The organism is Janthinobacterium sp. SUN137, from assembly GCF_030587265.1.
GTDB classification, from domain to species: Bacteria; Pseudomonadota; Gammaproteobacteria; order Burkholderiales; family Burkholderiaceae_D; genus Janthinobacterium; species Janthinobacterium kumbetense.
Map to the genome: position 1 here is coordinate 65,667 of NZ_JAPWHZ010000006.1, position 22,176 is coordinate 87,842.

A 22,176-nucleotide genomic window follows, 5' to 3' on the forward strand; every position below is an offset into this window, starting at 1 on the left:
ATGATTGAATTTCAGCACGTCTCCAAGCAATACTCCGCCGACGCCGTGGCGCTCAGCGACATTTCCCTCAATATTGCCAAAGGCGAGCTGGTGTTTTTAGCGGGCCCGTCCGGCGCCGGCAAATCCACCTTGCTGAAAATGATCGCCGCCATGGAACGCCCCACGTCGGGCAAGCTGATCGTCAATGGCCAGGACATGGCGAAGATCAAGCCGGCCGGCGTGCCATTTTTGCGCCGCAACATGGGCCTGATCTTCCAGCAGCAAAAATTGCTCAACGACCGCTCCATCCTGGCCAACGTCATGCTGCCGCTGCTCGTCGTCGGCGCCCACAAGACGGCCGCCGAACAGCGCGCGCGCGCCGCGCTCGATAAAGTCGGCTTGCTGGACCGCGCCATGGCGCGCCCCCTGTCGCTGTCGGGCGGCGAGCAGCAGCGCGTGTCAATCGCGCGCGCCATCGTCAACCGGCCGCAGATCATCCTGGCCGACGAACCGACGGCCAACCTGGACCGCGCCAGCGCCAACAAGGTGCTCGACGCCCTGAAAGCGTTCCACTCCGTGGGCGTGACTTGCCTCATTTCCAGCCATGACGAACAGATGCTCGACGCCGCCGCCCGCGTGATCCACCTGAAAAACGGCCAACTGGTGGCCATCGACAAGGCTACGCAAGCGCCCGTGTTCGCGCCGCCCGACCCCGATTTCGCCCCCGGCGCCGGGGATGACGCGGGAGAACAGGCATGAGAGGCTGGTTCCGTCAACATCGCTTCGCCCTCGGTTCGGCGCTGATCCACTTGCGCAAGTCGCCGGGCGGCTTCCTATTGAACGTGCTCGTCGTCGCCATCGCCCTGTCGCTGCCGTTCGCCGGCTTGACCATGCTCGACAATGTCCGCCCCATGTCGGAACAGATGTCGGTCGACCCGGAAATCAGCGTCTTCCTGAAGATCGACACGCCGCGCGAACAAGCCGTGGGCCTGGCCGGCGCCATGCGCAAGATTGTCGGCGAGCAAAAGGCGAAGATCGTCTTCATCCCGCGCGAACAGGCGCTGGACTCGCTGAAAAACAAGAACGGCCTGGCCGATGTGCTGAGCACCCTGGGCGACAATCCCCTGCCCGACAGCTATGTGCTGAAACTCGATGCCTTCAGCAGCGCCAGCGAAGCGCAGGATGTCGATGCCGTGGCGGAACAGCTGCGCCACTTGCCCGGCGTGGAATCGGCGCAAGTCGATTCGGCCTGGGTCAAGCGCCTGGCCGCCCTGCTGGGCGTGCTGCGCCTGGTGTTGCTGCTGCTGGCCATTACCCTGGGCGTGGCCGTGATCGCCGTCGTCTTCAACACCATCCGCCTGCAAGTGATGCAGCAGCGCGATGAAATCAGCATCTCGAAATTGATCGGCGCGACGGACACCTTCATCCACCGCCCCTTCTATTACACGGGCGCGCTGCTGGGCTTGTGCGCCGGCGCGCTGGCCCTGGGCGCCGTGGCGCTGGCCTTGCAGCCGCTGAACACGGCGATTGCCGAGTTTGCCCGCCTGTATGCGTCCGAATTCCAGCTGGTGCCGCTGGCGCCGCTGCCGATGGCCGGCTTGCTGGCCGTCAGCGCCGGCCTGGGCCTGATCGGCGCCTTCCTGTGCGTGCAGCGCCACCTGGCGCGCCTGAACTGATCTTCTTTCCCATGGCGGCGCCTCCGGTGCCGCCATGCACCCTCCCCATACTGCTGTTATCTTGATATTAAGCAAGTATTCTTAAGGTTCGCTTCAGCCAGAGGCCGTAGACTGGCTACGTTGTCGTGAAGCGGCCTGCAGCACTGTTCAGATCGCTATTCAGACATATTTATCAGGCATTCATTCGCCATAGCATTTAGGCTATCAGATCGATTAAATGTGCTGATTGGCACTCTCAAGCAGAGAGTGCTAATATAGGGACATACCAACAGCAGAACCGCCATGGACGCCAGATCAAGATGGTGCCGCGATCTGCAAAGTGCAAGACCGAATACGCAAAAACGACGATACAAGCTGCCACGTCGCGTGACGTGGCCAACTGGAACAAAGCAAGACTACGAGGGAGAAAACATGACTATGATGTCCGCAACGTCCGCATTGGTTCCGACCAAAAGTAATGCGCTGGGCCTCGGGTTCACTGGCAATCTGGGCAATATCGACGCCTATATTTCGGCCGTGAACCGCCTGCCCATGTTGACCCACGACGAAGAAATTTCGCTGGCGACACGCCTGCGCGAAAAAAATGACCTGGCCGCCGCGCAAGAACTGGTGCTGTCGCACCTGCGCCTGGTGGTCTCGATTGCCCGCGGCTACCTGGGCTATGGCTTGCCGCACGCCGACCTGATTCAGGAAGGCAATATCGGCTTGATGAAAGCCGTGAAACGTTTCGATCCGGACCAGGGCGTGCGCCTGGTCTCGTACGCCATGCACTGGGTGAAAGCCGAGATGCATGAGTACATCCTGAAAAACTGGCGCCTGGTCAAGGTCGCGACGACGAAGGCGCAGCGCAAGCTGTTCTTCAACCTGCGCAGCCACAAGACGGGCCTGGATGCGATGACGCCGAAGCAGATCGATGCGCTGGCCAAGCTGCTCGACGTGAAACGCGAAGAAGTGATCGAGATGGAAACGCGTTTGAGCGGCCGCGACATCGCGCTGGAATCGCCGACCGACGATGAAGACGACAAGTTTTCGCCGATCGCCTACCTGTCGTCGGAGCAAAGCGAGCCGACCAAGGTGCTGGAAGCGGAACAAGTGACGCGCCTGCAATCGGAAGGCCTGGAAACGGCCCTGTCCAAGCTGGACGCCCGTTCGCGCCGCATCATCGAAGCGCGCTGGCTGGCCAACGACGACGGTTCCGGCGCCACCCTGCACGCGCTGGCGGAAGAGTTCGGCGTATCGGCCGAGCGCATCCGCCAGATCGAAGTGGCAGCGCTGAAAAAAATGAAGGGCGCGCTGGCGGCCTACGTGTAATCGCAAGCAATGCCGCAATGTAAAAGGCGCCGCAAGGCGCCTTTTAGTTTTACAACTTGATGTTTATCAACAGATAAACATGGCAGCCAGTTAAGCTGCAGCCAGGCCCTTGCTGATCAATTCAGCAACGACTTCATTCAGATCCGCGCCGCGCTCCTTGGCCAGGGTCTGCAATTGCAAGACCAGATCGCTGTTCAGCTTGACGGCGAATGGCACCAGGCCCAGGGCCTGGTCGCGCTTGCGCTGTTCGCGGCGGTCGACGACCACCGCTTCCTTACCGAATGCACCGGCGCCGGGAACATTCATCTTTCCCATCAGTTTCTTGGCATCGCTTTTGGCCAGGTCGGTTTTTTTCATGGTTGTTTCCTGATTTTCAAAACAGCCATTCTACGCAGTAATCGGCGCGCCGCGTGGCTCGCGCCTCAATTCATCGGCAGCACGCCAATAGTGCGCCGGAAAAATATCATTTTGTTACTATCATTTTATCCCACGCGTGAACAAGCACGCCGGGGACGCTCCACCTGAAAGGAAAAACATGTCTACTCTGAACCGCTCTTATCGCACCGTGCTGCTTCCCCTGTTCTTCGCCTGCCTGGCCATGCTGGCGGGCTGCGGCGCGGCCGGCAGCGCCGGCGACGCGGAAAACACGCCGCGCAGCGTCACCCACGTGCTTTCGCCGGGCGAACAGGTGGCCATCACGGCCACCGATACCCTGAAACTCGAACGCGTCAACGACAGCCGCTGCCGCAAGGGCGCCGTGTGCGTGTGGAAAGGTTACGTCAGCTACAGTTTCAGTTTGCTCAACAGCGCGGGCACGACCGACATCGTCCTGTCCGAGTCCATGCCCGGCGCCGCCAGTTCCGTCACCGTCAACCACCTGACGTTCACCTTGCTCGACGTCGACCCGGCCACGCCGCCGGCCCTGAATGCGGCCGAGCCCACCTACCGGGTCAAGGTGAAAATCACCCAGGGCGCGCTGCCCCGCTAATGGCTAGGCATCGTGGCGCCGCTGGCTGTCGGCGGGCGCCTGCTGCCGCTCCAGCATGCCGTAATCGCGCACGACGGCGGCGATGCGCAGCCGGTAATCGTCGAACACGCCGTGCCGGCCGGCCGATTGCGCCGCGCGGTGCGCTTCCAGCTGCCGCCACTGCGCCAGCGCCGCCTCGTCGCGAAAGAACGACAGCGACAGCAGTTTGCCTGGCTCGCTCAGGCTGCTGAAGCGCTCGATGGAAATGAAACCGTCCACCTCATCGAGCAGGGGCCGCAGGGACGCCGCCAGGTCCAGGTACTGTTGGCGTCCTGCGGCGCTGGGCCACACCTCGAAAATCACGGCAATCATGCGTTTGCTCCTTGCACAAAAACGGGGATGCGGGCGTTCAGCGACGGCAGATAACGCCACGCCAGCGGCAAGCTTTCCCATGCCCCGGCCCACGCCTGCAGGCAAGCCGTGGCGATGGCGAGCGCGATGGCCTGGCCCGGACAGGCGTGGCGGCCATGGCCGAAGCCCGACTCCGCCTGGCCGGCGCTGGCCAGCACGACGAGGATCATCTGCCCGGCCGGCACGCGCACGCCAGCGCATTCCACGGCATCCGCCGTGTAGCGGCGCGTGTTGTGGATGGCGGGATCGCGCAGGCTGACTTCGCGCAGCATGGCCGGCCACAGCTCGGGCGCGGCACTCAATTGCGTGGACAACTCCGGCTGCGCGCGCAAGGCCACGATGGCATTGCCCAGCAAGCCGGCCGTGGCGTCGCACGTCTGCGACAGCAAGCCGACGAGGTTGGCCAGCACGCCGCCCGACGCTTGCCAACCCAAGGCATCCGCCTCGGCCACGATGGCGGCCAGCATGCTGCCGGGCCTCACGTCGCCCTCGCGCAGCAGACGGCCAAAACTTTGCAGCAGAGCATCGGCCGCCACTTGCGCACCGGCCAGTTGCTCGGCATTGCTCAGCGGCGACAGGCAGGCGACAAAAGCGCGCGTCCAGGCGGCCAGCGCCGGCCCTTGCGCTGGCGCAAAGCCCAGCAAGTCCGCCATGGCGAACAGGGGCAGCTCAAAAATCGCATCGTTCAGCTGGGCGGCGCTGCCGGGCACCCGGTCACCGGCAAGGTGCAGCGCCCGCCGCTGCAGGCTCTCCATATCCACCTGGCCCAGCGCGCGCGCCAGCACCTGTTTCGGCAAGGCATGCCGCTCGCCATCGTTCATGCGCACCAGTTCGGCAAAGATCGCGCCGCATGGCGTGCCCGCCAGGTTGTGCGGCACGCCCAGGTCCGCTGGGCGCACGCGGCAGGCGGGATGCGCCAGCACGGCGCGCACGCCGGCCGCGCCCGTCGCCAGCCAGCAGTCGAGCTGCGCATCGAATCGCAGCGGCGGGCCGTCCGCCAGGCGGCGATAGTAATCGTACGGCGCCGCGTGGGTGACGGCAGAGAAAGGGTCGGCGGGGTCGGTAACAGAATCGGTGAGCGGCATGCGGCTTCCATTGCAGTGAGGTAGGGAGCAGAGTATGCTGGCCCTTCGACCACAACACTTCGCTAACGGACGAATCATGGATGACAAGCATCAAGCCCGCACGGCCGACATGGGACTGGCGCAACTGGCCGGCGCCATCGCCGAACCGGCCCGCGCGCGCATGCTGTGCAGCCTGCTCGACGGCCATGCGCGCACGGCCACGGAATTGGCGGCGCTGGCCGAGGTGGGCGCTTCGACGGCCAGCGCCCATCTGAGCCGGCTGCGCGACGATGGCTTGCTGTCGATGCTGGCGCAGGGCAAGCACCGCTACTACCGCCTGGCCAGCATGGAGGTGGGCCAGGCCCTCGAAGCGCTGCTGGTGGTGGCCGGCGTGGCGGCGACGCCGTTTACGCCCACCACGCCGGACCGCCTGCGCCATGCGCGCACCTGCTACGACCACATGGCCGGCACGGTAGCCGTCGCCCTGCATGACCAGCTGCACACGCAAGGCTGGCTGCTGGACGATGGCGGGGAATATCGTTTGTCGGAAGCGGGCGCGGCTGGCATGGCGGCCCTGGGCATCGACGTGCCGCAATTGCAGCGCCAGCGCCGCCGCTTCGCCTGTGCCTGCCTGGACTGGAGCGAACGGCGTGCCCATCTGGGCGGCGCGCTGGGGGCGGCCCTGCTGCAGCTGGCCCTGCGCCAGCGCTGGGTCGAGCGCGAACTCGACAGCCGCGCCCTGCACCTCACGCCGGCCGGTGAACAACGCCTGCTGGCCGCCTTCCGTGGCGCCTGAACGGTGCAGGACTTTGTATCTCGGAAGCAACTAGAACGCGAAAAAATGCGCTTTTATCATTGTTTTCATTCATCATATGCTGCGCCCTTGAGCGATCATCTTTACCTTTCGGCCATGGAAAGAGTCCATCTTGAAAACAGTGTCATCCAGCACGCATCCCGCCAGCACCTGCCATAACTGCCATACCGATGCGCCAGGCAACTTCTGCAGCGCCTGTGGCCAGACAACGGCCGTGCACATGCCCAGCGCGCGCGAATTCCTGCATGAATTTGTCGCCCATTATGTGGCGCTCGAAGGCAAGCTCTGGCGTACCCTGGCCTTGCTGCTGTTCCGCCCTGGCGCACTCAGCAATGAATACCTCGCGGGACGCCGCGTGCGCTACGTCGAGCCGCTGCGCGTCTACCTGACCTTCAGCATCCTGTTCTTTGCCATCCTCAAGTTCAGCAGTCCCGACGTGTTCCTCACCGTCCACGACCAGCAAGCCCAGGTAGGCGCCCATGGCCCCCGCCAAGCTCCGGAAAACCAGACATCGACCATGCAGGTCAGCATTTTGGGCCAGACGCCCACCCTGCCGCGCCAATGGCAAGACTTTGAGCAACTGCCCACGGCCGAGAAACAAAAACTCGTGGTGGAAAGCTTTTTCCATTACGCGCCATACGCCATGTTTTGCCTGATGCCGCTGTTCGCCCTGTTCCTGAAAATCCTCTACCTGGGCAGCGGACGGCGCTATGGCGAGCATTTCCTGTTCGCCCTGCATACGAATGCCTTCGCCTTCATCACGATGGCGCTGATGCTCCTGATCCCCGTCGACCTGGTCCGCCTCGTGCTCGGCGCCTGGCTGCTGGCCTATCTGCCCTGGGCCATGTGGCGCGTGTATCCAAGCGGCAAACTCGCCACCGTCTGCCGCTGGCTGCTGCTGATGGTCGCCTACAGCCTCGCCATGAGCCTGGCGATCGTGGCCTGCATCGCCATCGGCGTGATGCTGCGGCATTAAGCTACGCCACCAAGAGGCGCTCTGGCGGTCCTGCTGCCAGCGGACGCTCCACCATTGATGCAGATCAATGACGATAGCTTGTGGCCGCTGGCACCGGGCGTGCTGGCGCACGGGCCATGCCTGCGGGCGTAGCGGCGCTGCCCTGTCCGCTTATCAGCTGAATAGCTGAATAGCTGAATAGCTGAATAGCTGAATAGCTGATTGTTGCCGGGTTTGCTAGAATCGCACACGTTTCCGTCCGTATCCCAACCCCTGACTACGCACAGATCACGCATGCATCCACGTTTGTTCGCCCCATTTATCCTCGTTGCGCTGCTGAGCGGCTGCACGGTACTCGCCCTGCGCCCCAACAGCGGCGTCGAAAACCGCACATTTACCGTGCAGGAAACCCCGCGCCTGCGCATCGACGCGCCCAAGGCGCGCATCCAGAATCCCATGCCCAACGACCACTTCATCGGCATCGCCCTGTCCGGCGGAGGCAGCCGCGCAGCCAATTTCTCGGCCGCCTCGCTGGAACAGCTGGAGCAGTTCGGCCTCGTCAGCGGCGCCTCGGCCATTTCCGGCGTCTCGGGCGGCGCCATCGCGGGCGGCTACTATGCGCTGCATGGCAAGCAGACGGACTGGCCCTTGCTGCGCAGCAAGCTGAAAACGGATTTCTTTGGCCAGACCATCTTGAAACCCGCCAACCTGACGACGATGTTGTTGACGAACAAGACGCGCACCTCGTTCCTGTCCGACGTGCTGGACGATGTGCTGTACGACAAGAAAACCTACCAGGACTTGCCGCACGGCGGCCCCATCTTCCTGGCCAACGCGACGGACGCCACGGATGGCGGCAAGCGCGTGGTGTTTTCCTACGAGTATTTCTACAGCACCCTGCATTCGCCGATCCAGGATATCCGCCTGGCCACGGCCGTGGCCACCTCGGCCGCCTTTCCCGGCGTGTTCGATTCCGTCACCTTCGAGCGTTTCCGTCCGAAAAACAGTTTCGTGCCGGAACTCGGTTCCGAGTCGCGCGAATCGCCGTCCTATGTGCATCTGTTCGATGGCGGCGCGGCCGACAACCTGGGCGTGGAAACCCTGTGGGACGTGGCTCTGACTCAGCTGTACGGCAACGACATGGCCGTCGTGCCGCCGCGCCTGAACAGCAAGCCCTTCATCCTCATTTCCATCGATGCCAACGCGCCCAATTCCAGCGCCGTGTTTGAAAAGATGTCGGACGAGCGCCAGCCGCTGGACCGCATCTTCAACAAGAATATCTACGACGCCGTCGACGCCCTGTTTTCGCGCCAGCGCAAGGAAAACCTCGTCAAGATGGGCTTTGGCCAAGCCCGCTTCGATACCATCACGCATGAAAACTTTGGCGACCTGAGCCAGAAATTCGTCAAGAGCAAGCGCACCTCGGCCTTTGCCATCCCCGTGCTGTGCCGCCCCCATCTGGGCCAGTACCGCTGCGAAGTCGATGCGGCCGATCCCTTGCCGGGCCAGATCCGCACGCGGCTGGAAGGCTTTGCCTGGCACATTTCCATCGACCAGATCGCCTCGCTGGCGCTGCGCCTGGCCAGCGAAGACGTGCACGTCGACAGTGCCCGCAAGGAAGAACGCGCCGCCCTCGTCAAGCTGCAACGGCTGGCCACGCAGACGAAAACCCATCTGAAGCTGACGGGCCCGGAAAATTGCAGCCCGGAAGTGTTGCAATCGGCCCTGTACAGCGCCGCGCGCGTGCTGATCCTCGACGACGAGGAATCGCGCTTCGCCCTGTGCGACTACATGCTGGCGGGCCAGCTGATCAATGACGACACCGTCTGCAAGCAGCGCTATGTCCACGCCGTGCCCCGCTTCGCCATCGAAAGCGAAGATCTGCAGTACCGCAACCTGAGCTCGGACGGCAATTCCGTGAACGTGCCGATCCGCTGCAAGAAGTGAGCGCGCACAAAAAAGCCCGCACGATCGCTCGTGCGGGCCTTAGCGCAAGGATACCTGGCGCCCGGTTGATTTAGATCAACCGACTACGCCTGCGCATGTAGCTGCGGCTTAACGCACCTTCCAGTTCCTGCTCCGTCTTATGCTGGTTCACCGTGTACAGGGCCCACAGGGCCGCCGGCGCCCAGCCGATCACAGTGCACTGCAAGATCAAGGCAGCGGCACCGGCCAGCGGGCGCCCCAGCATGAAAAACGTGAGACACGGAAGTAGCAAGGCTATCAGCAATCGCATCACGACATACTCTCCTTCAATATAGAGCAGCGGACGAGGGCCGGTATCCGGTCCGTCCCCCGCCCGCTGCGTACTGCTCCTTAATAAAGTCTGGCAAAATCGTCGCGAGCGAATGCGAGTTGCGGCCGAGAAGCGCAGCTGTGCGAATGCACAGTGAGCATCACAGGCCGCAAATCGCGGCGCGCAGCAGATTTGGCCAGACCTTTATAGATGCACGGAAATCTGGGGCATTAAGTCGTCAAAGGTGCGACCGTTGCCGTTTTCTCCGATGGCGTGCATCTTCCATTCGCCGTTATGGCGGTACAGCTTGGCCATGATCTGTGCCGTGTGGGAACCTTGCACAGACAGGTTGAAACGCGCGACTTCCTGGTTATTGCTGGCATTCAAGATGCGGCAATAGGCGTTTTCCACCTGCGAGAAGTTCTGGCCAGTAAAGCTGTTGACGGTGAAGACGAGGCTCTTCACGTGCGCCGGCACTTTCGACAGATCGACATTGATCTGTTCGTCGTCGCCATCGCCCGCGCCCGTGCGGTTGTCGCCCGTGTGGACGATGCTGCCGTCCTTGCTTTTCAGCTGGCGGAACCAGACGATGTCGGACGTGCTCTTGTTGTCGTCGAACATGACGCACGAGGCGTCCAGGTCGACGGCTTCCGTCTTCGAACCGAAACCGAGGAAACCCTTGGTCTTGGCCGCATCCCAGCCCAGGCCCATGGTGATACGGGTCAGGGTGGTACCAGCTTCTTTGTCCAGAGAAATCTTCTGGCCCTTGCTCAAATTGACAGACATACGCATAGCTCCTGTTTGGTTGGTTACTGCTTGATTACGCCGGCTTGCTTTGGGTCCAGGCGAGGAAGGCTGCGCGGTTGCGCGAGCACACGAGGATTTTTCCCGTGCCTGAAAACTTCAGCACCATGCCCTCGCCGCTGGTCTGGCTGTTGATCAGGTTACCCAGAAAGCCGCCGCTGCTGCCGGTCGTCATGGAAATTTCGTATTGCAGGCGGTTGTCCCAGCACACAACGTGCGAGTTATCGATCACCACGTCCTTGCCAGGCGTCACTTCCAGTATCGACATCGCGCCAAAACCGGATACCGCCAACTGGCCGCTGCCTGCCGTCTCGGTGATGAAAAAACCACCGCTCTGGGCAAACAGCGCATTGCCAAGGCTTTGCGTGCGCACCTTCAATTCCACGCCAGACGTGGCCGCCACGAAGGCGCCGTCGCTGATCATGTATTGCTGGGCGCCAACCTCGAGCACCCGCATCGCGCCGGGCAAGGTGGGCGACAGCAGACAATCGCCGTCGCCCCGCATGGCCTCGATATGCTGCTGAAAGAACGATTCCCCGTTGGCAAAGGTGCGCATCAGCGCGGCGCCTATGCCGCCCGTCATCTTGCCTTTCAGCTCAAGATTGGTTTCCATCATCACCATCGCATTGGATTCGCAATAAATCTTCTCGCCCTTGGCAAGCGACACATGCAGGAACGGGTCGACGTCCCCTGTAATATTGAAAACTGGCATACCTATTCCTTCCTCAACGATGATGGTGATGGCGGCGGACCGCACTGCGGACCGCCTGTACTATTTACTATTGACGACTTAGACGCCGACGCCGAACGAGGCTGCCAAAGGACCCAAACCGCCCTTGTAACCCTGTCCGATGGCCTTGAATTTCCAATCGCCGCCATTGCGGTAGATTTCGCCGAAGACCATGGCCGTTTCCGCCGAACCGTCTTCCGACAGGTCGAAGCGGGCGATTTCCGTGTTGCCGTTGGCATTCACGCAACGCACGTACGCCTTCGATACCATACCAAAGTTTTGCTTGCGCGCTTCGGCATCGTGAATCGTGACGCAGACGGCGATCTTGTCGATCTCAGCCGGCACCGTGGCCAGGTCGACGACGACGGTTTCATCGTCGCCATCGCCGGCGCCCGTGGTGTTGTCGCCCGAGTGGGTGACGGAGCCGTCGCTCGATTTCAGGTTGTTGTAGAAAATCATGTCGACGTCGGCGCGAACCTTGCCGTCGGCCTTCAGCAGGAACACGGAACCGTCGATGTCGAACGCGGCGCCGTCGGTGGCGCGGGCATCCCAGCCCAGGCCGATGATCATCTTCGAAATGCCAGGGGCTTCCTTGCTCAGGTTGACGTTGCCGCCTTTTTGCAGACTGATTGCCATGATGTATTACTCCTATGTGGGTTGTGTAAGACCAAACACCTGGCGTCCTCCACCGGCCTGACTCCCCAGGCCGGCGGCGACGCTTGCTACAACTTGCCGACAAACGGGTGTAGTCGTTTGTCGCGCATTCTTTACACTGCCTTGACCGCTTCCAGCGCTTCCGTCCGGCCTTCTTCGAGGGCCATCCTGCGCTTGTAGCGGATCGACGACCACAGCGAGGCGAGGATGAAGGCCACTCCGATCAGACCCGTGAATATCTCGGGAATGTGGAACTTCATGCTGACCAACATGATCACGGCCAGGATACCGATCGCATAGTGCGCGCCGTGCTCCAGATAAACGAACTCGTCGAGCGTGCCCTTGCGCACCAGGAACACCGTCATCGAACGTACGAACATCGCGCCGATCGCCAGGCCCAGCATGATGATCACGACATCCTTGGTGATGGCAAACGCGCCGATCACGCCGTCAAAGCTGAACGAGGCGTCGAGCACTTCCAGGTACAGGAAGCCGCCAATACCGCCGCGCTTGACGATGTCGCCCACGTTGCCGTCGCCGTTATCGCCTTCCAGCAAGCCGCTGACCACATCGACGCCCACGTAGGTCAAAATACCCCACAGGCCGGCCGTCAGCACCACCAGTTTCTGGCCTTCTTCGATCATCGACAGGCTCGCCATCAGGGTGCCCAGCGCGATCATCACGGAAATCGACGAGATCTTGCCCAGCGCGCCCAGTTTTTCTTCAATACGGCCCAGCCAGTGCGTTTCTTTCTCCGAGTCCAGCAGGAAGTTCAGGAACACCAGCAGCAGGAAGATGCCGCCGAAGGCCGCCACTTCCGCATGGTGATTCGTCAGGTGCATCGAATACTGTTCAGGATTGCTCAGTGCCAGATTCCATACTTCCATCAAGCCCAGGTCGGCCGCTTGCGCCACGATGACCAGCGGGAACACCAGACGCATGCCAAAGACGGCGATGATGATGCCGACGCCCAGGAACAAGCCCTGCCAGAACTTGTCCCAGTTCTTCAGCACCGAGGCGTTGACCACCGCGTTGTCGAACGACAGCGAGACTTCCATCACGCCCAGGATCACCGCGATACCGAGCGCCGCCAGCATCGTCTGCACGCCGCCGTGCGTGTAACCCCACCAGGCGGAAATGCCCAGGCAGATAAATGTCACTAGAAATGACACTCTGAAATGTTTCATCGATAGTTCCCCTTTATCCAAATTCAATGGAACGTAGTATAGGGACGTGTGACACATTTAAAAATAGAAGATAATGGAAGTATTACTTCGTAAAAACAGAAGATAGAGGATGCAGCGATGAAAACCACCGGTTTCAATTACCGCCATTTGTACTTCTTTTGGGTGGTCACCAAGGAAGGCGGCGTGACGCGCGCGGCTGAACGGCTGGGACTGGCCGTGCAAACCATCAGCACCCAGCTGGCCCTGCTGGAAAAGGAACTGGGCAAGTCGCTGCTGCAGCCGCAGGGGCGGCGCCTGGTGCCGACGGAAGCGGGCCGGCTGGCGCTCGGCTACGCGGACCAGATTTTCCTGCTGGGCGAGCAGATGCAGGAAGCGCTGGCCGACACCGACGCGGAAAAGATGCGCCTGACGGTGGGCATTTCCGATTCCTTGCCGAAACTGATGGCGTACCGCATGCTCGACGCCACGCGCAGCCTGGACAAGCCCGTCAAGCTGGTGTGCCTGGAAGATGAATTCGAATCCCTGCTGGCCGACCTGGCCCTGCACAAGCTGGACCTGGTGTTGACGGACCGCGCCGTGCCGGCCGGCGCCAGCCTGCGCGTCTCCAGCCACCTGTGGGGCGAGAGCGCCATGAAGCTGTTCGGCATCCCCGCGCTGGCCGCCCAGTACCGCGACAATTTCCCGCACAGCCTGCACGGCGCCCCCTTTTTACTGCCCGCGCGCAACAACGCCTTGCGCGGGCGCATCGACGAATGGATGGTGCAGCAAGGCGTGCGTCCCGACGTGGTGGGTGAATTCGAGGACAACGCCATGCTCAACGCGTTCGGCCGCAAGGGCCTGGGCCTGTTCTTCGCCTCCGCCAGCCTGGCGGCCGATATCGAGGAACAATTCGGCGCCGTGCTGGTCGGCGACGCCTCGTCCCTGCGCGAGCAGTTTTACGTCATTTCCAACGAGCGCAAGATCATGCATCCGGCCCTCGACGTCATCCTGGCGGCCATCCAGGGCCAGCCGAAGATTCACAAGGAAACCTGATAAATCCATTCGAAAATAACGTTTGAATAATTAATCAAAAGCGATTGTAATGAAGCCTGAGACAAACACGCGCCCCTCCCTCGCAGGCAGGGCACGACCACCATAAAAAAACAGGAGCGGCACCATGTCCACGGCAGGCAAGACGATCGATATTCCCGATCTCATCAACAACAACAAGATCGGTTCCTTCCAGATCGGCATGCTGATCCTGTGCGGGCTGTGCGTCATCATGGATGGCTTCGACGTGCAGGCGATGGGCTATGTGGCGCCCGCCATCATTGCCGACTGGCACGTGAGCAAAGCCAACCTGGGGCCCGTGTTCGGCGCGGGCTTGCTGGGCATGCTGGTCGGCTCGCTCGTCTTCAGCATCACGGCCGACAAGTTCGGCCGCCGTCCCGTGCTGATCGGCTCCACCATCTTCTTTTCGCTGTGCATGCTCGTCACGCCGCTGGCCACCACCATCGAACAATTGCAGCTGATCCGCTTCATCACGGGCCTGGGCCTGGGCGCCGTGATGCCGAACGCCATGGCACTGGCCGGCGAATACAGCCCGCTGCGCAAGAAAGTCACCTTGATGATGCTCGTCTCCTGCGGCTTTACCCTGGGCGCCGTGCTGGGCGGTTTATTGTCCGCCGCGCTGATTCCCGCATTCGGCTGGCAATCCGTGTTTTACGTGGGCGGCGTCGTGCCGCTGGTGATCGGCGTGCTGATGTTCTTCCTGCTGCCAGAATCGATGCAATTCCTGGTATTGAAGAAACGCAAGCTGGATCAAGTCGCCAAGTGGCTCAAGCGCATCGATCCGACGGTCAGCATCACGGCCGAAACCCAGTATGTCGTGCATGAAAAGGAACACAAGGGCGCGCCCGTGCTGCAATTGTTTACGGGCGGCCGCGCGAAGATGACGATTTTGTTGTGGGTCATCAACTTCATGAACTTGCTGAACTTGTATTTCCTGTCGAACTGGCTGCCGACGATTGCCAAGGAAGCGGGACTGTCGACGGCCAACGCCGTGCTGGCCGGCACGGCCCTGCAAGTGGGCGGCACCATCGGCACCCTCGTCATGGGCCAGCTGATCGACCGCTCCAGCTTCCGCCGCATCCTGCTGCCGTGCTTCCTCGTCGCCGCCGTCGCCATTGCCCTGATCGGCCGCCCGGACGTGTCGCTGGCCTTCCTGTTCATCACGATCTTCATCGCCGGCTTTTGCGTGGTGGGTGGCCAGCCCGCCGTCAACGCCCTGGCGGCCAGCTACTATCCGACCACCCTGCGCTCAACGGGCATCGGCTGGAGCCTGGGCGTGGGCCGCATCGGCTCCATCATCGGCCCCGTGCTCGGTGGCGAGCTGATCCGCCTGAATTGGCCCAACAGCACGATTTTCCTCGTCGTCGCCATCCCGGCGGTGGTCTCGGCCGTCATGGTGTTTGCCATGCGCGGCGGGCCGCAAACGGCGGCCAAAGGCTGAACAAGCGTGAAAAACCTGCCGCGCACGCCCGCCTGCACGGGCGGCGAGCGCGGCTAAATTAGGCTATGGCGCCCTTCGTCGTTTAAGATGTCGTTTTTACAGCCCATCTTCAGCGCCCCCATGCACAATGTCTTGCTAGTCCTGCTCGCCCTCTTCCTGGTCGCGCTGAACGGTTTTTTTGTTGCCGCCGAGTTTGGCATCGTCACCTTGCGGCGCACGCGCATCCGCGCCATCGCCAAGACACAGGGGCTGCGGGGCCGCATCCTGGCCAAGGTGCATGGCCAGCTGGACGCCTACCTGTCCGCCTGCCAGCTGGGCATCACCCTCGCGTCGCTGGGCCTGGGCTGGGTCGGCGAACCGGCCTTTGCCGGCTTGCTCGAGCCCCTGTTCGGCGCGATCGGCGTCACCTCGCAAGAGCTGATCCACGGCGTGTCCTTCGTCGTCGCCTTCAGCGTGATTTCCTTCCTGCACATCGTCGTGGGCGAACTGGCGCCCAAATCGATGGCCATCCGCAACCCGGAAGCCGTCGGCCTGTGGAGCGCGATTCCCCTGTACGGCTTTTACTGGACCATGTACCCGGCCATCTACCTGCTCAACGCCAGCGCCAACTGGGTGCTGCGCCTGGCGGGCCTGTCCGGCAAGGGCGGCCACGACGCCCATTATTCGTCCGAAGAACTGAAACTGATCCTGCGCACCAGCCAGCCGGGCGAGAAATTTACGCGCGACGAGCGCAACATCCTGGCGCAGTCGCTTGATTTCGAACAAATGACGGTGTCGGATCTGATGCGCCCGATCAATGAAGTGATCGCCCTGCACGCGTCCAACACGCTGGAAGAAAACCTCGACACGGTGCTGCGCAACCGCTTCAGCCGCTACCCGTATTTCGACACGAATGAAGACGACGTGCTGGGCGTGGTGCACCTGAAGGACCTGTTCTTTGCCCAGCAGGCGGGCAAGCCGATCACCTCGCTCACGCCCTTCCTGCGTCCCGTCGACGTCATTTCCGCGCGCACGCCGGCGCTGGAACTGTTCCGCCGCTTCCGCGACGGCGCGCCCCACTTCGCCCTGATCGGCGAGAAGGGCAAGCGCCCGCTGGGGTTCATTACCCTGGATAACTTGCTCGGCGCCATGGTCGGCGAAATCCGCGATGAATTCCGCCGCAATGAAAACGACTGGCTCAAGCAAAGCGACGGCACCCTGATCGGCAAGGCCAGCCTGCCCATCTTTTCGCTCGAACGCATCCTCGGCATCGATATCGAAAACGAGGAACTGGGGCTGGACGACGTGGAATCGGTGGGCGGCTTGATCATGGTCAAGCTGGGAGATATTCCCAAGCAGGGCCAGCGCATCACCTTCGTCGACTTCGACATCGTCGTCAAGAAGATGAACGGGCCCCGCATCGTGCTGATCAAGGTGATCCCGAAACAGGAACGCGACCTCGATGCGGACTTGCGCGATTAATCTTTTTTCAAGGTAAGCGTATCCTTACCCTGCGGCACGGTGGTTTCGCCCACCGTCCACGTTTGCAGCAAGCTGTACAGTACCGCCAACAGGGTCGGGCCAATAAAGATGCCGACGAAGCCGAAGGCCAGCACGCCGCCCAGCACGCCCAGCAGCACCAGCAGGAACGGCAAGCTGCTGCCGCGGCTGATCAACATGGGTTTGACCACGTTGTCCACGCCGCTGATCAGCAGCGCGCCCCACACCAGCATGAAGATGCCCCAGCCCGTCTGCCCGTCGGTAAACAGCCAGATGGCGGCGCCGCCCCAGATCAGGGGCGGGCCCACGGGAATCAGCGAAAAGATGAAGGTAGCCACGCCCAGCAGCGCCACGGCCGGCACGCCGGCGATCAGGAAACCCACCACCGCCACCAGCGCTTGCGCCAGCGCCGTGCCCAGCAAGCCGTACATGACGCCGCGCACGGTGCGGCTGATGGTCAGGCCCACGCCGGGCGCGCTGTCGCCGATGATGCGGCCTGCGCCCGTCATCAGGGCGCGGCTCAGCTGCTGGCCGTCGCGGTAGAGGAAGAAGCTGACGAACACGGCCAGGCTGGTCTGCGCCAGGCCCGTGCCCAGCAGGATGCCGCCGGAAGCGAGGAAGTGGCGCGCCGGTTCCAGCATGGTCTTACCCAAATTCAATAATTCCTCGCGGTCAGCCAGCAGGCGCTGCACATAGCCGTCGATGGTTTCGCCCACCACGGGTATGCTGGCCAGCCAGGCCGGCGGATGCAGGCCGCCCGATTCCAGCGCCGCGCGCAGCTGTTCATAGATGCGCGACACATTGTCGGCCAGGTTGTAGGTGACGAGGGCCAGCGGCAGCACGATGACCAGGATCAGGGACAGGGTCATGATGGCGGCGGCCCAGTTGCGCCGGCCTTTCAGGCGTTCGAGCAGGAGGAGGTACAGGGGCCAGCTGGAAATGCCCACGCAGGCGGCAAACAGCATGGCGGCGAGGAAGGGCCGCAAGACGAAAAAGCAGCCGATCAACAAAAAGATGATGGCTGCCAGACGGGCGTGGGGCTCGAAACGTTTATCCATGTACTGCGTATCCTGAAGATGGCGCCCGGGGGCGCGACCAGGTCAGGATAGCAGAAGTTTAAGATCGTGCGCGATGGCGGCAGGCTTTTCGCCGTGGCGCACGAACAGGCGGATCTTGCCTTCGCGGTCGAAGACATAGGTGCCGGCCGTGTGGTCGACCGTGTAGCTTTCGTCCGTCTCGCCCTCGACCTTGGCGTAATACACCTTGAATTCCTTGGCCACCTTGGCCGTCGCGGCCACATCGCCATACAGGCCGACGAAACGCTTGTCGAAGGCGGGCACGTACTGCGCCAGCAATTGCTGCGTGTCGCGCTCGGGGTCGACGGTGACGAACAGCACTTGCACCTGCTCCGCCTGCGGACCCATTTCCTGCATCACCTGGGCCATGTCGGCCATGGTAGTGGGGCACACGTCGGGACACTGCGTGTAGCCGAAGAACATCAGCACCAGCTTGCCCTTGTAGTCGGCCAGGGTGCGCGGGTGGCCCGTGTGGTCCGTCAGCGCGAACTCGCGCGCATAGCCGAGGCCCGTCACGTCCGTGTTCTTGAAGGCCAGCTTGGGCGCGGCCGGCTTGCCGCAGCCGGCCAGGACGGCGACCAGGGCGGCCGCCAGCAACAGTGTCAGGATTTTTTTCATGTTCCGAGGGGAATGTAGTGGTCGACCAGCAAAGCCGCGAACAGCAAGGCCAGGTAGATGATGGAAAACGTAAAGGCCTTGCGCGCGATCAAGTCCGTGTAGTGGCGGTACATCTTCCACGCGTAATACAGGAAGCCGGCGTTGAGCACCACGGCCGAAGCCAGGTAGATCAGGCCGCTCATGCGCACGGCATACGGCAGCAAGGTGGTGGCGGCCAGCGCGATCGAGTACAGCCAGACGTGAAATTGCGTGAACTTCAAGCCGTGCGTGACGGGCAGCATGGGCAAGCCCGAGCGCGCGTAATCGTCGCGGCGGTACATGGCCAGCGCCCAGAAGTGCGGCGGCGTCCAGACGAAAATGATCAGGACCAGCAGCCAGGCCTGCATCGGCACGTCGTTGGCGACGGCCGCCCAGCCCAGCGCGGGCGGCATGGCGCCGGACAGGCCGCCGATGACGATATTTTGCGGCGTGGCCGGTTTGAGCACCATGGTATAGATCAAGGCATAGCCGACAAAGGTGACAAAAGTCAGCCACATGGTCAGCGGATTGACCAGGTGGTACAGGATCGCCATGCCCAGGCCGCCGATCACCAGCGCGAACACGACCGTCTGTTTCACCGTGATGTCGCCCATGGCCATGGGGCGGCGCGCCGTACGGGCCATGCGCGCGTCGATTTCGCGCTCGGCCAGGCAATTGACGGCAAACGCGGCGCCGGCCAGCAGCCAGATGCCGATGGTGCCGAACACCACCGCGTGCCAGTCGGGCAACTCTTCGCTGGCCAGGAACATGCCGATGACGGCGCAAAACACGGCCAGCTGCGTCACGCGGGGCTTGGTCAGCGCCCAATACTGGGCGATGCGGGGGGAAGGTTTACGGCTGATGGTCTGAGTAGTCATTTATGCGGTACGGGAAGGACTGGCTGGTGCCGAGGGCACTGGCGCGGCGGCGCAAGCGCGCTGAACATTGCGCGCGACATCGAGTTGGAATTTAGCCTTGTAGTTTAACATGGTCAGCAATAACACGAGCAGCGCCGCCCCGCCGTTATGCATGACGGCAATCGACAGCGGCCAGCTCAGGTAGATGGTCGCCAGGCCCGTGGCCGCCTGCAGGGCCAGCACCAGCGCCACCCAACGGGCCGTGCCGCGCAAGGACGGCAGTTTCCATGCGCGCAACACGGTATAGCCGATGCCGGCCAGCACGATGAAGGCGAAATTGCGGTGCACCCAGTGGATGGCCGTCAGCGCGGAAAACGGCAAGTAATGGCCGGCGGCCGTCTTGCCCAGTTCGCGCCACAAATGGAAACCATGCTCGAAATCCATTTCCGGAATCACCTTGCCGCCGCACAGGGGGAAATCCGTGCAAGCCAGGGTGGCGTAGTTGGTGCTCACCCAGCCGCCCAGCGCGATCTGTACCGTCAACAGCACGAGCGACATGACGGCCAGCGCGCGCACGGGGCGCAGCACAGCAGCATCCGCATCGGCGCGCTTGATAGGCGCCACGGCATGGTCCTGGCGTCCGCCCAGCCACGTCAGCATGGCCAGCAAGCCCATGCCCAGCAGCAAGTGGATGGTGACGATCACCGGTTGCAGCTTCAGGGTGACGGTCCAGGCGCCGAACGCGCCCTGCAGGCAGACGAACAGGAACAGCACCGTCGGCAGCGCGGGAGCGAATTCCTGCCGCTTGCTTTTCTTCCACTGGCGCCACGCCTGCACCATCATCGCCACGATCAGCACGCCAATGGCCATGGCCAGGTAGCGGTGCGTCATTTCGATCCACGCTTTCACGACCGTCACGGGGCCCGTCGGCATCAGGGTTTCCGCCGCCACGATGTGCTCGTGCGCGAGGAAAGGATTGGCAGAACCATAACAGCCAGGCCAGTCAGGGCAACCCAGGCCGGAATCGGACAGGCGCGTAAAACCGCCGAACATGATCAGGTCGACCGTCAAAAAGACGGCGATCCAGACGAGCTTGCGGTACTTGTTGGCGTCCGCGGACACCCAGACCATGGTCAGCGGCAGCAACGCCACCAGCAGACCAGTCAAGCCCAGCTGGGCCAGCGCGGAGAGATGCATCGTCGGCATGCGTTCCCCTCAACCGATCGCCGAAGCTTTGAGCAGCTTGGCGATGTCTTTCTTGATCTTGTTCGGGTCCGCATCTTTCGGGAAGCGCATCATCAGATTGCCCAGCGGGTCGATCAAATACAGATGGTCGCTCGTCTTGCCGCCCGCTTCCACGGGCAACCAGGCTTTCAGGGCGTCGCTATTGACGCGCAGCATGCTGGTGCCGTCGAATTCGCGCATCACGAGGGTGTCGAGCGGCTGCGCATCCGTCACCAGCCAGACCCGTTCCAGGCGTTCGCGCTCCTTGCCCTGCATGAGGCGTAGTTGTTGCATGTCAAACAATTGCTTCTTGCATGCTTCCTGGCAATCGGACGGCCCCGTTTGCAGCAGCACCCACTTGCCCTTGAACTGGGCCAGCGGCGCGGCCTTGCCGTCCAGTTCCGTCACCTGCAGCTGGGCTTCCGGTATCGGATGCAGACGGGGGTCGATCAGGGCGCCGTAGTTGTTGCGGCCCGTGGGCTTGATGATGTAATACGTGAAATACGAAGCGATGATGGGAAAGGCGCATACGGCCACCACAGCCAGCAGTTTCCACCGTCCTTGTACCTGCTTATTGCTGCTGTCTTGCGTTGCGTCAGGGCTGTTTGTTTGCACGTCGAAATCCTGTAAAGACAAAAAATAGAAAAGCCATCAGTGCCAGTGCATACCACTGGAATGCATAGCCGCGGTGCTTGTCGGCGCCCAGGTCCGGCGCCGGCCAGTCGCGCACGGGAAGCTGGCTGGACGCTGGCGTCGTGGCTGCCGAATCGACTGGATCAGCTGTTTGTTCAAGGATAAAAGGTTGCAAGGCCAGGCCGCTGGCTTGCTCCAGCTGGGCGATATCGGCATTTTGCACGATGGCGTGCGGCGCCAGGGCCGGCGCCGTGCCCAGCTCCATCACATGGCCCGCATTCAGGCGCGCGATGCCGGAAATGGTGACGGTGCCCGTGGGCGTGGCGTAGTCGGGGATGCGCGTGCGCTCGGCATTGTTGCGCGGCAACCAGCCCTGCGCCACCAGCACGTGCATGGGGGAACCGTCGATCTGGAACGGCGTGAGCACGTGAAAGCCCGCTTGCCCCTTGTAGGGGCGGTTGTCCAGGTACACCGTCCAGGCGGGAAGAAAATGGCCCGTGACGGTAACCCTGCGGTATTCGATCGCTTGCGCGTCGGCCGGCAACAGGGGCGCGGCCGTCAAGGACAGCGGCGCGGCCACATTGCCCGCTTCCAGGCGGGCGGCGCGGGCGACTTTCTCATCGCCACGGCGCTGCTGCCATTGCGCCAGGGATACGCCCAGCGCCACCAGTAGCAGCATTACAACAAATGGAATCCATCTAAAATGGAAGCGGATACGCATTACAATGAAACCTCCTCAAGCCAGGCGCTACCATCCATGAAAATCCTCGTTGCCATTGCCTTCATCCTGATCCTGGGCAGCCTGGGCTCGGCCCTGTTCTTCCTCATGCGCGACAAGGGCAAGAGCAACCGCACCGTGCAGGCGCTGGCCCTGCGCGTGGGCTTGTCGATCACCCTGTTTTTGCTGATCCTGCTGGCGCACAAGCTGGGCTACATCCAGCCCACTGGAATTCATTAACACCCGACATTGCCTGATTGGCAAATTCTTCATA

At 62.3% G+C, this 22,176-nt stretch carries 25 protein-coding genes; 11 read left to right on the forward strand and 14 right to left on the reverse strand.

Annotation, left to right across the window (positions count from 1 at the left end):
* The 3 genes from O3298_RS26885 to rpoH all read left to right on the forward strand — a co-directional run bounded on the left by O3298_RS26885 (position 1) and on the right by rpoH (position 2,966).
* Positions 1 to 738, forward strand: coding sequence for a cell division ATP-binding protein FtsE (locus O3298_RS26885; RefSeq protein WP_077399798.1), 738 nt, complete (start codon positions 1 to 3; stop codon positions 736 to 738).
* On the forward strand, positions 735 to 1,655 hold the full coding sequence (gene ftsX / locus O3298_RS26890) for a permease-like cell division protein FtsX (RefSeq protein WP_099665445.1): 921 nt from the start codon (positions 735 to 737) through the stop codon (positions 1,653 to 1,655). Before O3298_RS26885 ends, ftsX begins: the two co-directional genes overlap by 4 nt.
* Before the next feature lie 417 nt (positions 1,656 to 2,072).
* Positions 2,073 to 2,966, forward strand: coding sequence for an RNA polymerase sigma factor RpoH (gene rpoH / locus O3298_RS26895; protein ID WP_034784924.1), 894 nt, complete (start codon positions 2,073 to 2,075; stop codon positions 2,964 to 2,966).
* Between the two features lie 90 nt (positions 2,967 to 3,056).
* On the opposite strand, the gene O3298_RS26900 is transcribed toward rpoH, so the two are convergent.
* Complete coding sequence (locus O3298_RS26900; protein WP_077399791.1) at positions 3,057 to 3,323, reverse strand: hypothetical protein; 267 nt, start codon at positions 3,321 to 3,323, stop codon at positions 3,057 to 3,059.
* A gap of 178 nt (positions 3,324 to 3,501) precedes the next feature.
* Here O3298_RS26900 and O3298_RS26905 point away from each other — a divergent pair, with 178 nt between their 5' ends.
* A complete protein-coding gene (locus tag O3298_RS26905) occupies positions 3,502 to 3,954 on the forward strand; it encodes a hypothetical protein (protein ID WP_251351062.1) in 453 nt (150 codons plus the stop codon).
* 3 nt (positions 3,955 to 3,957) lie between these two features.
* Here the strand turns inward: O3298_RS26905 and O3298_RS26910 are convergent, their stop codons facing one another.
* Both O3298_RS26910 and O3298_RS26915 read right to left on the reverse strand, forming a co-directional pair.
* Complete coding sequence (locus O3298_RS26910; RefSeq protein ID WP_099665447.1) at positions 3,958 to 4,305, reverse strand: antibiotic biosynthesis monooxygenase; 348 nt, start codon at positions 4,303 to 4,305, stop codon at positions 3,958 to 3,960.
* Positions 4,302 to 5,429, reverse strand: a complete 1,128-nt coding sequence (locus tag O3298_RS26915; RefSeq protein WP_305060992.1) for a cytochrome P450 — start codon at positions 5,427 to 5,429, stop codon at positions 4,302 to 4,304. The genes O3298_RS26910 and O3298_RS26915 overlap by 4 nt, the downstream gene beginning before the upstream one ends.
* A gap of 76 nt (positions 5,430 to 5,505) precedes the next feature.
* On the opposite strand from O3298_RS26915, the gene O3298_RS26920 reads away from it, so the two are divergent.
* The 3 genes from O3298_RS26920 (at position 5,506) to O3298_RS26930 (ending at position 9,124) form a co-directional block, all read left to right on the forward strand.
* A complete protein-coding gene (locus tag O3298_RS26920; RefSeq protein WP_305060993.1) occupies positions 5,506 to 6,204 on the forward strand; it encodes a helix-turn-helix transcriptional regulator in 699 nt (232 codons plus the stop codon).
* Between the two features lie 139 nt (positions 6,205 to 6,343).
* Entirely contained in the window at positions 6,344 to 7,198 is an 855-nt protein-coding gene (locus O3298_RS26925) for a DUF3667 domain-containing protein (RefSeq protein WP_305061069.1), read from the forward strand.
* Between the two features lie 273 nt (positions 7,199 to 7,471).
* The gene (locus O3298_RS26930) at positions 7,472 to 9,124 is read left to right on the forward strand and encodes a patatin-like phospholipase family protein (protein ID WP_099665450.1); all 1,653 of its coding nucleotides are present in this window, start codon (positions 7,472 to 7,474) and stop codon (positions 9,122 to 9,124) included.
* A 70-nt stretch (positions 9,125 to 9,194) separates the two neighbouring features.
* Here the strand turns inward: O3298_RS26930 and O3298_RS26935 are convergent, their stop codons facing one another.
* The 5 genes from O3298_RS26935 to O3298_RS26955 all read right to left on the reverse strand — a co-directional run bounded on the left by O3298_RS26935 (position 9,195) and on the right by O3298_RS26955 (position 12,788).
* The gene (locus O3298_RS26935; RefSeq protein WP_034784905.1) at positions 9,195 to 9,413 is read right to left on the reverse strand and encodes a hypothetical protein; all 219 of its coding nucleotides are present in this window, start codon (positions 9,411 to 9,413) and stop codon (positions 9,195 to 9,197) included.
* A 204-nt stretch (positions 9,414 to 9,617) separates the two neighbouring features.
* Positions 9,618 to 10,199 (reverse strand): TerD family protein, encoded by a 582-nt coding sequence (locus O3298_RS26940; protein WP_099665451.1) that lies wholly within the window; start codon positions 10,197 to 10,199, stop codon positions 9,618 to 9,620.
* A gap of 34 nt (positions 10,200 to 10,233) precedes the next feature.
* On the reverse strand, positions 10,234 to 10,929 hold the full coding sequence (locus O3298_RS26945) for a TIGR00266 family protein (RefSeq protein WP_251351058.1): 696 nt from the start codon (positions 10,927 to 10,929) through the stop codon (positions 10,234 to 10,236).
* A gap of 78 nt (positions 10,930 to 11,007) precedes the next feature.
* Positions 11,008 to 11,583 (reverse strand): TerD family protein, encoded by a 576-nt coding sequence (locus tag O3298_RS26950; protein ID WP_070222543.1) that lies wholly within the window; start codon positions 11,581 to 11,583, stop codon positions 11,008 to 11,010.
* A 131-nt stretch (positions 11,584 to 11,714) separates the two neighbouring features.
* Entirely contained in the window at positions 11,715 to 12,788 is a 1,074-nt protein-coding gene (locus O3298_RS26955) for a DUF475 domain-containing protein (RefSeq protein WP_076568380.1), read from the reverse strand.
* Between the two features lie 117 nt (positions 12,789 to 12,905).
* Here O3298_RS26955 and nhaR point away from each other — a divergent pair, with 117 nt between their 5' ends.
* From nhaR to O3298_RS26970, 3 genes are all read left to right on the forward strand, one after another.
* The gene (nhaR, locus tag O3298_RS26960; protein ID WP_305060994.1) at positions 12,906 to 13,820 is read left to right on the forward strand and encodes a transcriptional activator NhaR; all 915 of its coding nucleotides are present in this window, start codon (positions 12,906 to 12,908) and stop codon (positions 13,818 to 13,820) included.
* Between the two features lie 124 nt (positions 13,821 to 13,944).
* Entirely contained in the window at positions 13,945 to 15,279 is a 1,335-nt protein-coding gene (locus O3298_RS26965; protein WP_305060995.1) for an MFS transporter, read from the forward strand.
* A gap of 120 nt (positions 15,280 to 15,399) precedes the next feature.
* On the forward strand, positions 15,400 to 16,740 hold the full coding sequence (locus O3298_RS26970) for a hemolysin family protein (RefSeq protein ID WP_099668233.1): 1,341 nt from the start codon (positions 15,400 to 15,402) through the stop codon (positions 16,738 to 16,740).
* On the opposite strand, the gene O3298_RS26975 is transcribed toward O3298_RS26970, so the two are convergent.
* Genes O3298_RS26975 through O3298_RS27000 form a run of 6 tightly spaced genes read right to left on the reverse strand, consistent with a single transcriptional unit; the run spans position 16,737 to position 21,905 of the window.
* Positions 16,737 to 17,816, reverse strand: a complete 1,080-nt coding sequence (locus O3298_RS26975; RefSeq protein WP_099665455.1) for an AI-2E family transporter — start codon at positions 17,814 to 17,816, stop codon at positions 16,737 to 16,739. The two genes, O3298_RS26970 and O3298_RS26975, sit on opposite strands and share 4 nt — an antisense overlap.
* Positions 17,817 to 17,858: 42 nt before the next feature.
* Complete coding sequence (locus O3298_RS26980; protein WP_305060996.1) at positions 17,859 to 18,452, reverse strand: SCO family protein; 594 nt, start codon at positions 18,450 to 18,452, stop codon at positions 17,859 to 17,861.
* Positions 18,449 to 19,348 (reverse strand): heme o synthase, encoded by a 900-nt coding sequence (gene cyoE, locus O3298_RS26985; protein ID WP_070258805.1) that lies wholly within the window; start codon positions 19,346 to 19,348, stop codon positions 18,449 to 18,451. Before cyoE ends, O3298_RS26980 begins: the two co-directional genes overlap by 4 nt.
* Positions 19,349 to 20,524, reverse strand: coding sequence for a heme A synthase (locus O3298_RS26990; protein WP_305061070.1), 1,176 nt, complete (start codon positions 20,522 to 20,524; stop codon positions 19,349 to 19,351).
* 18 nt (positions 20,525 to 20,542) lie between these two features.
* Entirely contained in the window at positions 20,543 to 21,166 is a 624-nt protein-coding gene (locus O3298_RS26995) for a cytochrome C oxidase subunit I (protein ID WP_305060997.1), read from the reverse strand.
* The gene (locus O3298_RS27000; RefSeq protein ID WP_305060998.1) at positions 21,147 to 21,905 is read right to left on the reverse strand and encodes an SURF1 family protein; all 759 of its coding nucleotides are present in this window, start codon (positions 21,903 to 21,905) and stop codon (positions 21,147 to 21,149) included. Before O3298_RS27000 ends, O3298_RS26995 begins: the two co-directional genes overlap by 20 nt.
* A 36-nt stretch (positions 21,906 to 21,941) precedes the next feature.
* Between O3298_RS27000 and O3298_RS27005 the strand changes: the two genes are divergently transcribed.
* Complete coding sequence (locus O3298_RS27005) at positions 21,942 to 22,142, forward strand: twin transmembrane helix small protein (protein ID WP_034748996.1); 201 nt, start codon at positions 21,942 to 21,944, stop codon at positions 22,140 to 22,142.
* Positions 22,143 to 22,176 lie beyond the last annotated feature (34 nt).

What these genes read in the sequence shown, in the direction of transcription:
- O3298_RS26885 (WP_077399798.1), top strand. Translation starts at nt 1, where the DNA reads ATGATTGAATTTCAGCACGTCTCCAAGCAATACTCCGCCGACGCCGTG.
- ftsX (WP_099665445.1), top strand. Translation starts at nt 735, where the DNA reads ATGAGAGGCTGGTTCCGTCAACATCGCTTCGCCCTCGGTTCGGCGCTG.
- rpoH (WP_034784924.1), top strand. Translation starts at nt 2,073, where the DNA reads ATGATGTCCGCAACGTCCGCATTGGTTCCGACCAAAAGTAATGCGCTG.
- O3298_RS26900 (WP_077399791.1), bottom strand. Translation starts at nt 3,323, where the DNA reads ATGAAAAAAACCGACCTGGCCAAAAGCGATGCCAAGAAACTGATGGGA.
- O3298_RS26905 (WP_251351062.1), top strand. Translation starts at nt 3,502, where the DNA reads ATGTCTACTCTGAACCGCTCTTATCGCACCGTGCTGCTTCCCCTGTTC.
- O3298_RS26910 (WP_099665447.1), bottom strand. Translation starts at nt 4,305, where the DNA reads ATGATTGCCGTGATTTTCGAGGTGTGGCCCAGCGCCGCAGGACGCCAA.
- O3298_RS26915 (WP_305060992.1), bottom strand. Translation starts at nt 5,429, where the DNA reads ATGCCGCTCACCGATTCTGTTACCGACCCCGCCGACCCTTTCTCTGCC.
- O3298_RS26920 (WP_305060993.1), top strand. Translation starts at nt 5,506, where the DNA reads ATGGATGACAAGCATCAAGCCCGCACGGCCGACATGGGACTGGCGCAA.
- O3298_RS26930 (WP_099665450.1), top strand. Translation starts at nt 7,472, where the DNA reads ATGCATCCACGTTTGTTCGCCCCATTTATCCTCGTTGCGCTGCTGAGC.
- O3298_RS26935 (WP_034784905.1), bottom strand. Translation starts at nt 9,413, where the DNA reads ATGCGATTGCTGATAGCCTTGCTACTTCCGTGTCTCACGTTTTTCATG.
- O3298_RS26940 (WP_099665451.1), bottom strand. Translation starts at nt 10,199, where the DNA reads ATGTCTGTCAATTTGAGCAAGGGCCAGAAGATTTCTCTGGACAAAGAA.
- O3298_RS26945 (WP_251351058.1), bottom strand. Translation starts at nt 10,929, where the DNA reads ATGCCAGTTTTCAATATTACAGGGGACGTCGACCCGTTCCTGCATGTG.
- O3298_RS26950 (WP_070222543.1), bottom strand. Translation starts at nt 11,583, where the DNA reads ATGGCAATCAGTCTGCAAAAAGGCGGCAACGTCAACCTGAGCAAGGAA.
- O3298_RS26955 (WP_076568380.1), bottom strand. Translation starts at nt 12,788, where the DNA reads ATGAAACATTTCAGAGTGTCATTTCTAGTGACATTTATCTGCCTGGGC.
- nhaR (WP_305060994.1), top strand. Translation starts at nt 12,906, where the DNA reads ATGAAAACCACCGGTTTCAATTACCGCCATTTGTACTTCTTTTGGGTG.
- O3298_RS26965 (WP_305060995.1), top strand. Translation starts at nt 13,945, where the DNA reads ATGTCCACGGCAGGCAAGACGATCGATATTCCCGATCTCATCAACAAC.
- O3298_RS26970 (WP_099668233.1), top strand. Translation starts at nt 15,400, where the DNA reads ATGCACAATGTCTTGCTAGTCCTGCTCGCCCTCTTCCTGGTCGCGCTG.
- O3298_RS26975 (WP_099665455.1), bottom strand. Translation starts at nt 17,816, where the DNA reads ATGGATAAACGTTTCGAGCCCCACGCCCGTCTGGCAGCCATCATCTTT.
- O3298_RS26980 (WP_305060996.1), bottom strand. Translation starts at nt 18,452, where the DNA reads ATGAAAAAAATCCTGACACTGTTGCTGGCGGCCGCCCTGGTCGCCGTC.
- cyoE (WP_070258805.1), bottom strand. Translation starts at nt 19,348, where the DNA reads ATGACTACTCAGACCATCAGCCGTAAACCTTCCCCCCGCATCGCCCAG.
- O3298_RS26990 (WP_305061070.1), bottom strand. Translation starts at nt 20,524, where the DNA reads ATGCATCTCTCCGCGCTGGCCCAGCTGGGCTTGACTGGTCTGCTGGTG.
- O3298_RS27000 (WP_305060998.1), bottom strand. Translation starts at nt 21,905, where the DNA reads ATGCGTATCCGCTTCCATTTTAGATGGATTCCATTTGTTGTAATGCTG.
- O3298_RS27005 (WP_034748996.1), top strand. Translation starts at nt 21,942, where the DNA reads ATGAAAATCCTCGTTGCCATTGCCTTCATCCTGATCCTGGGCAGCCTG.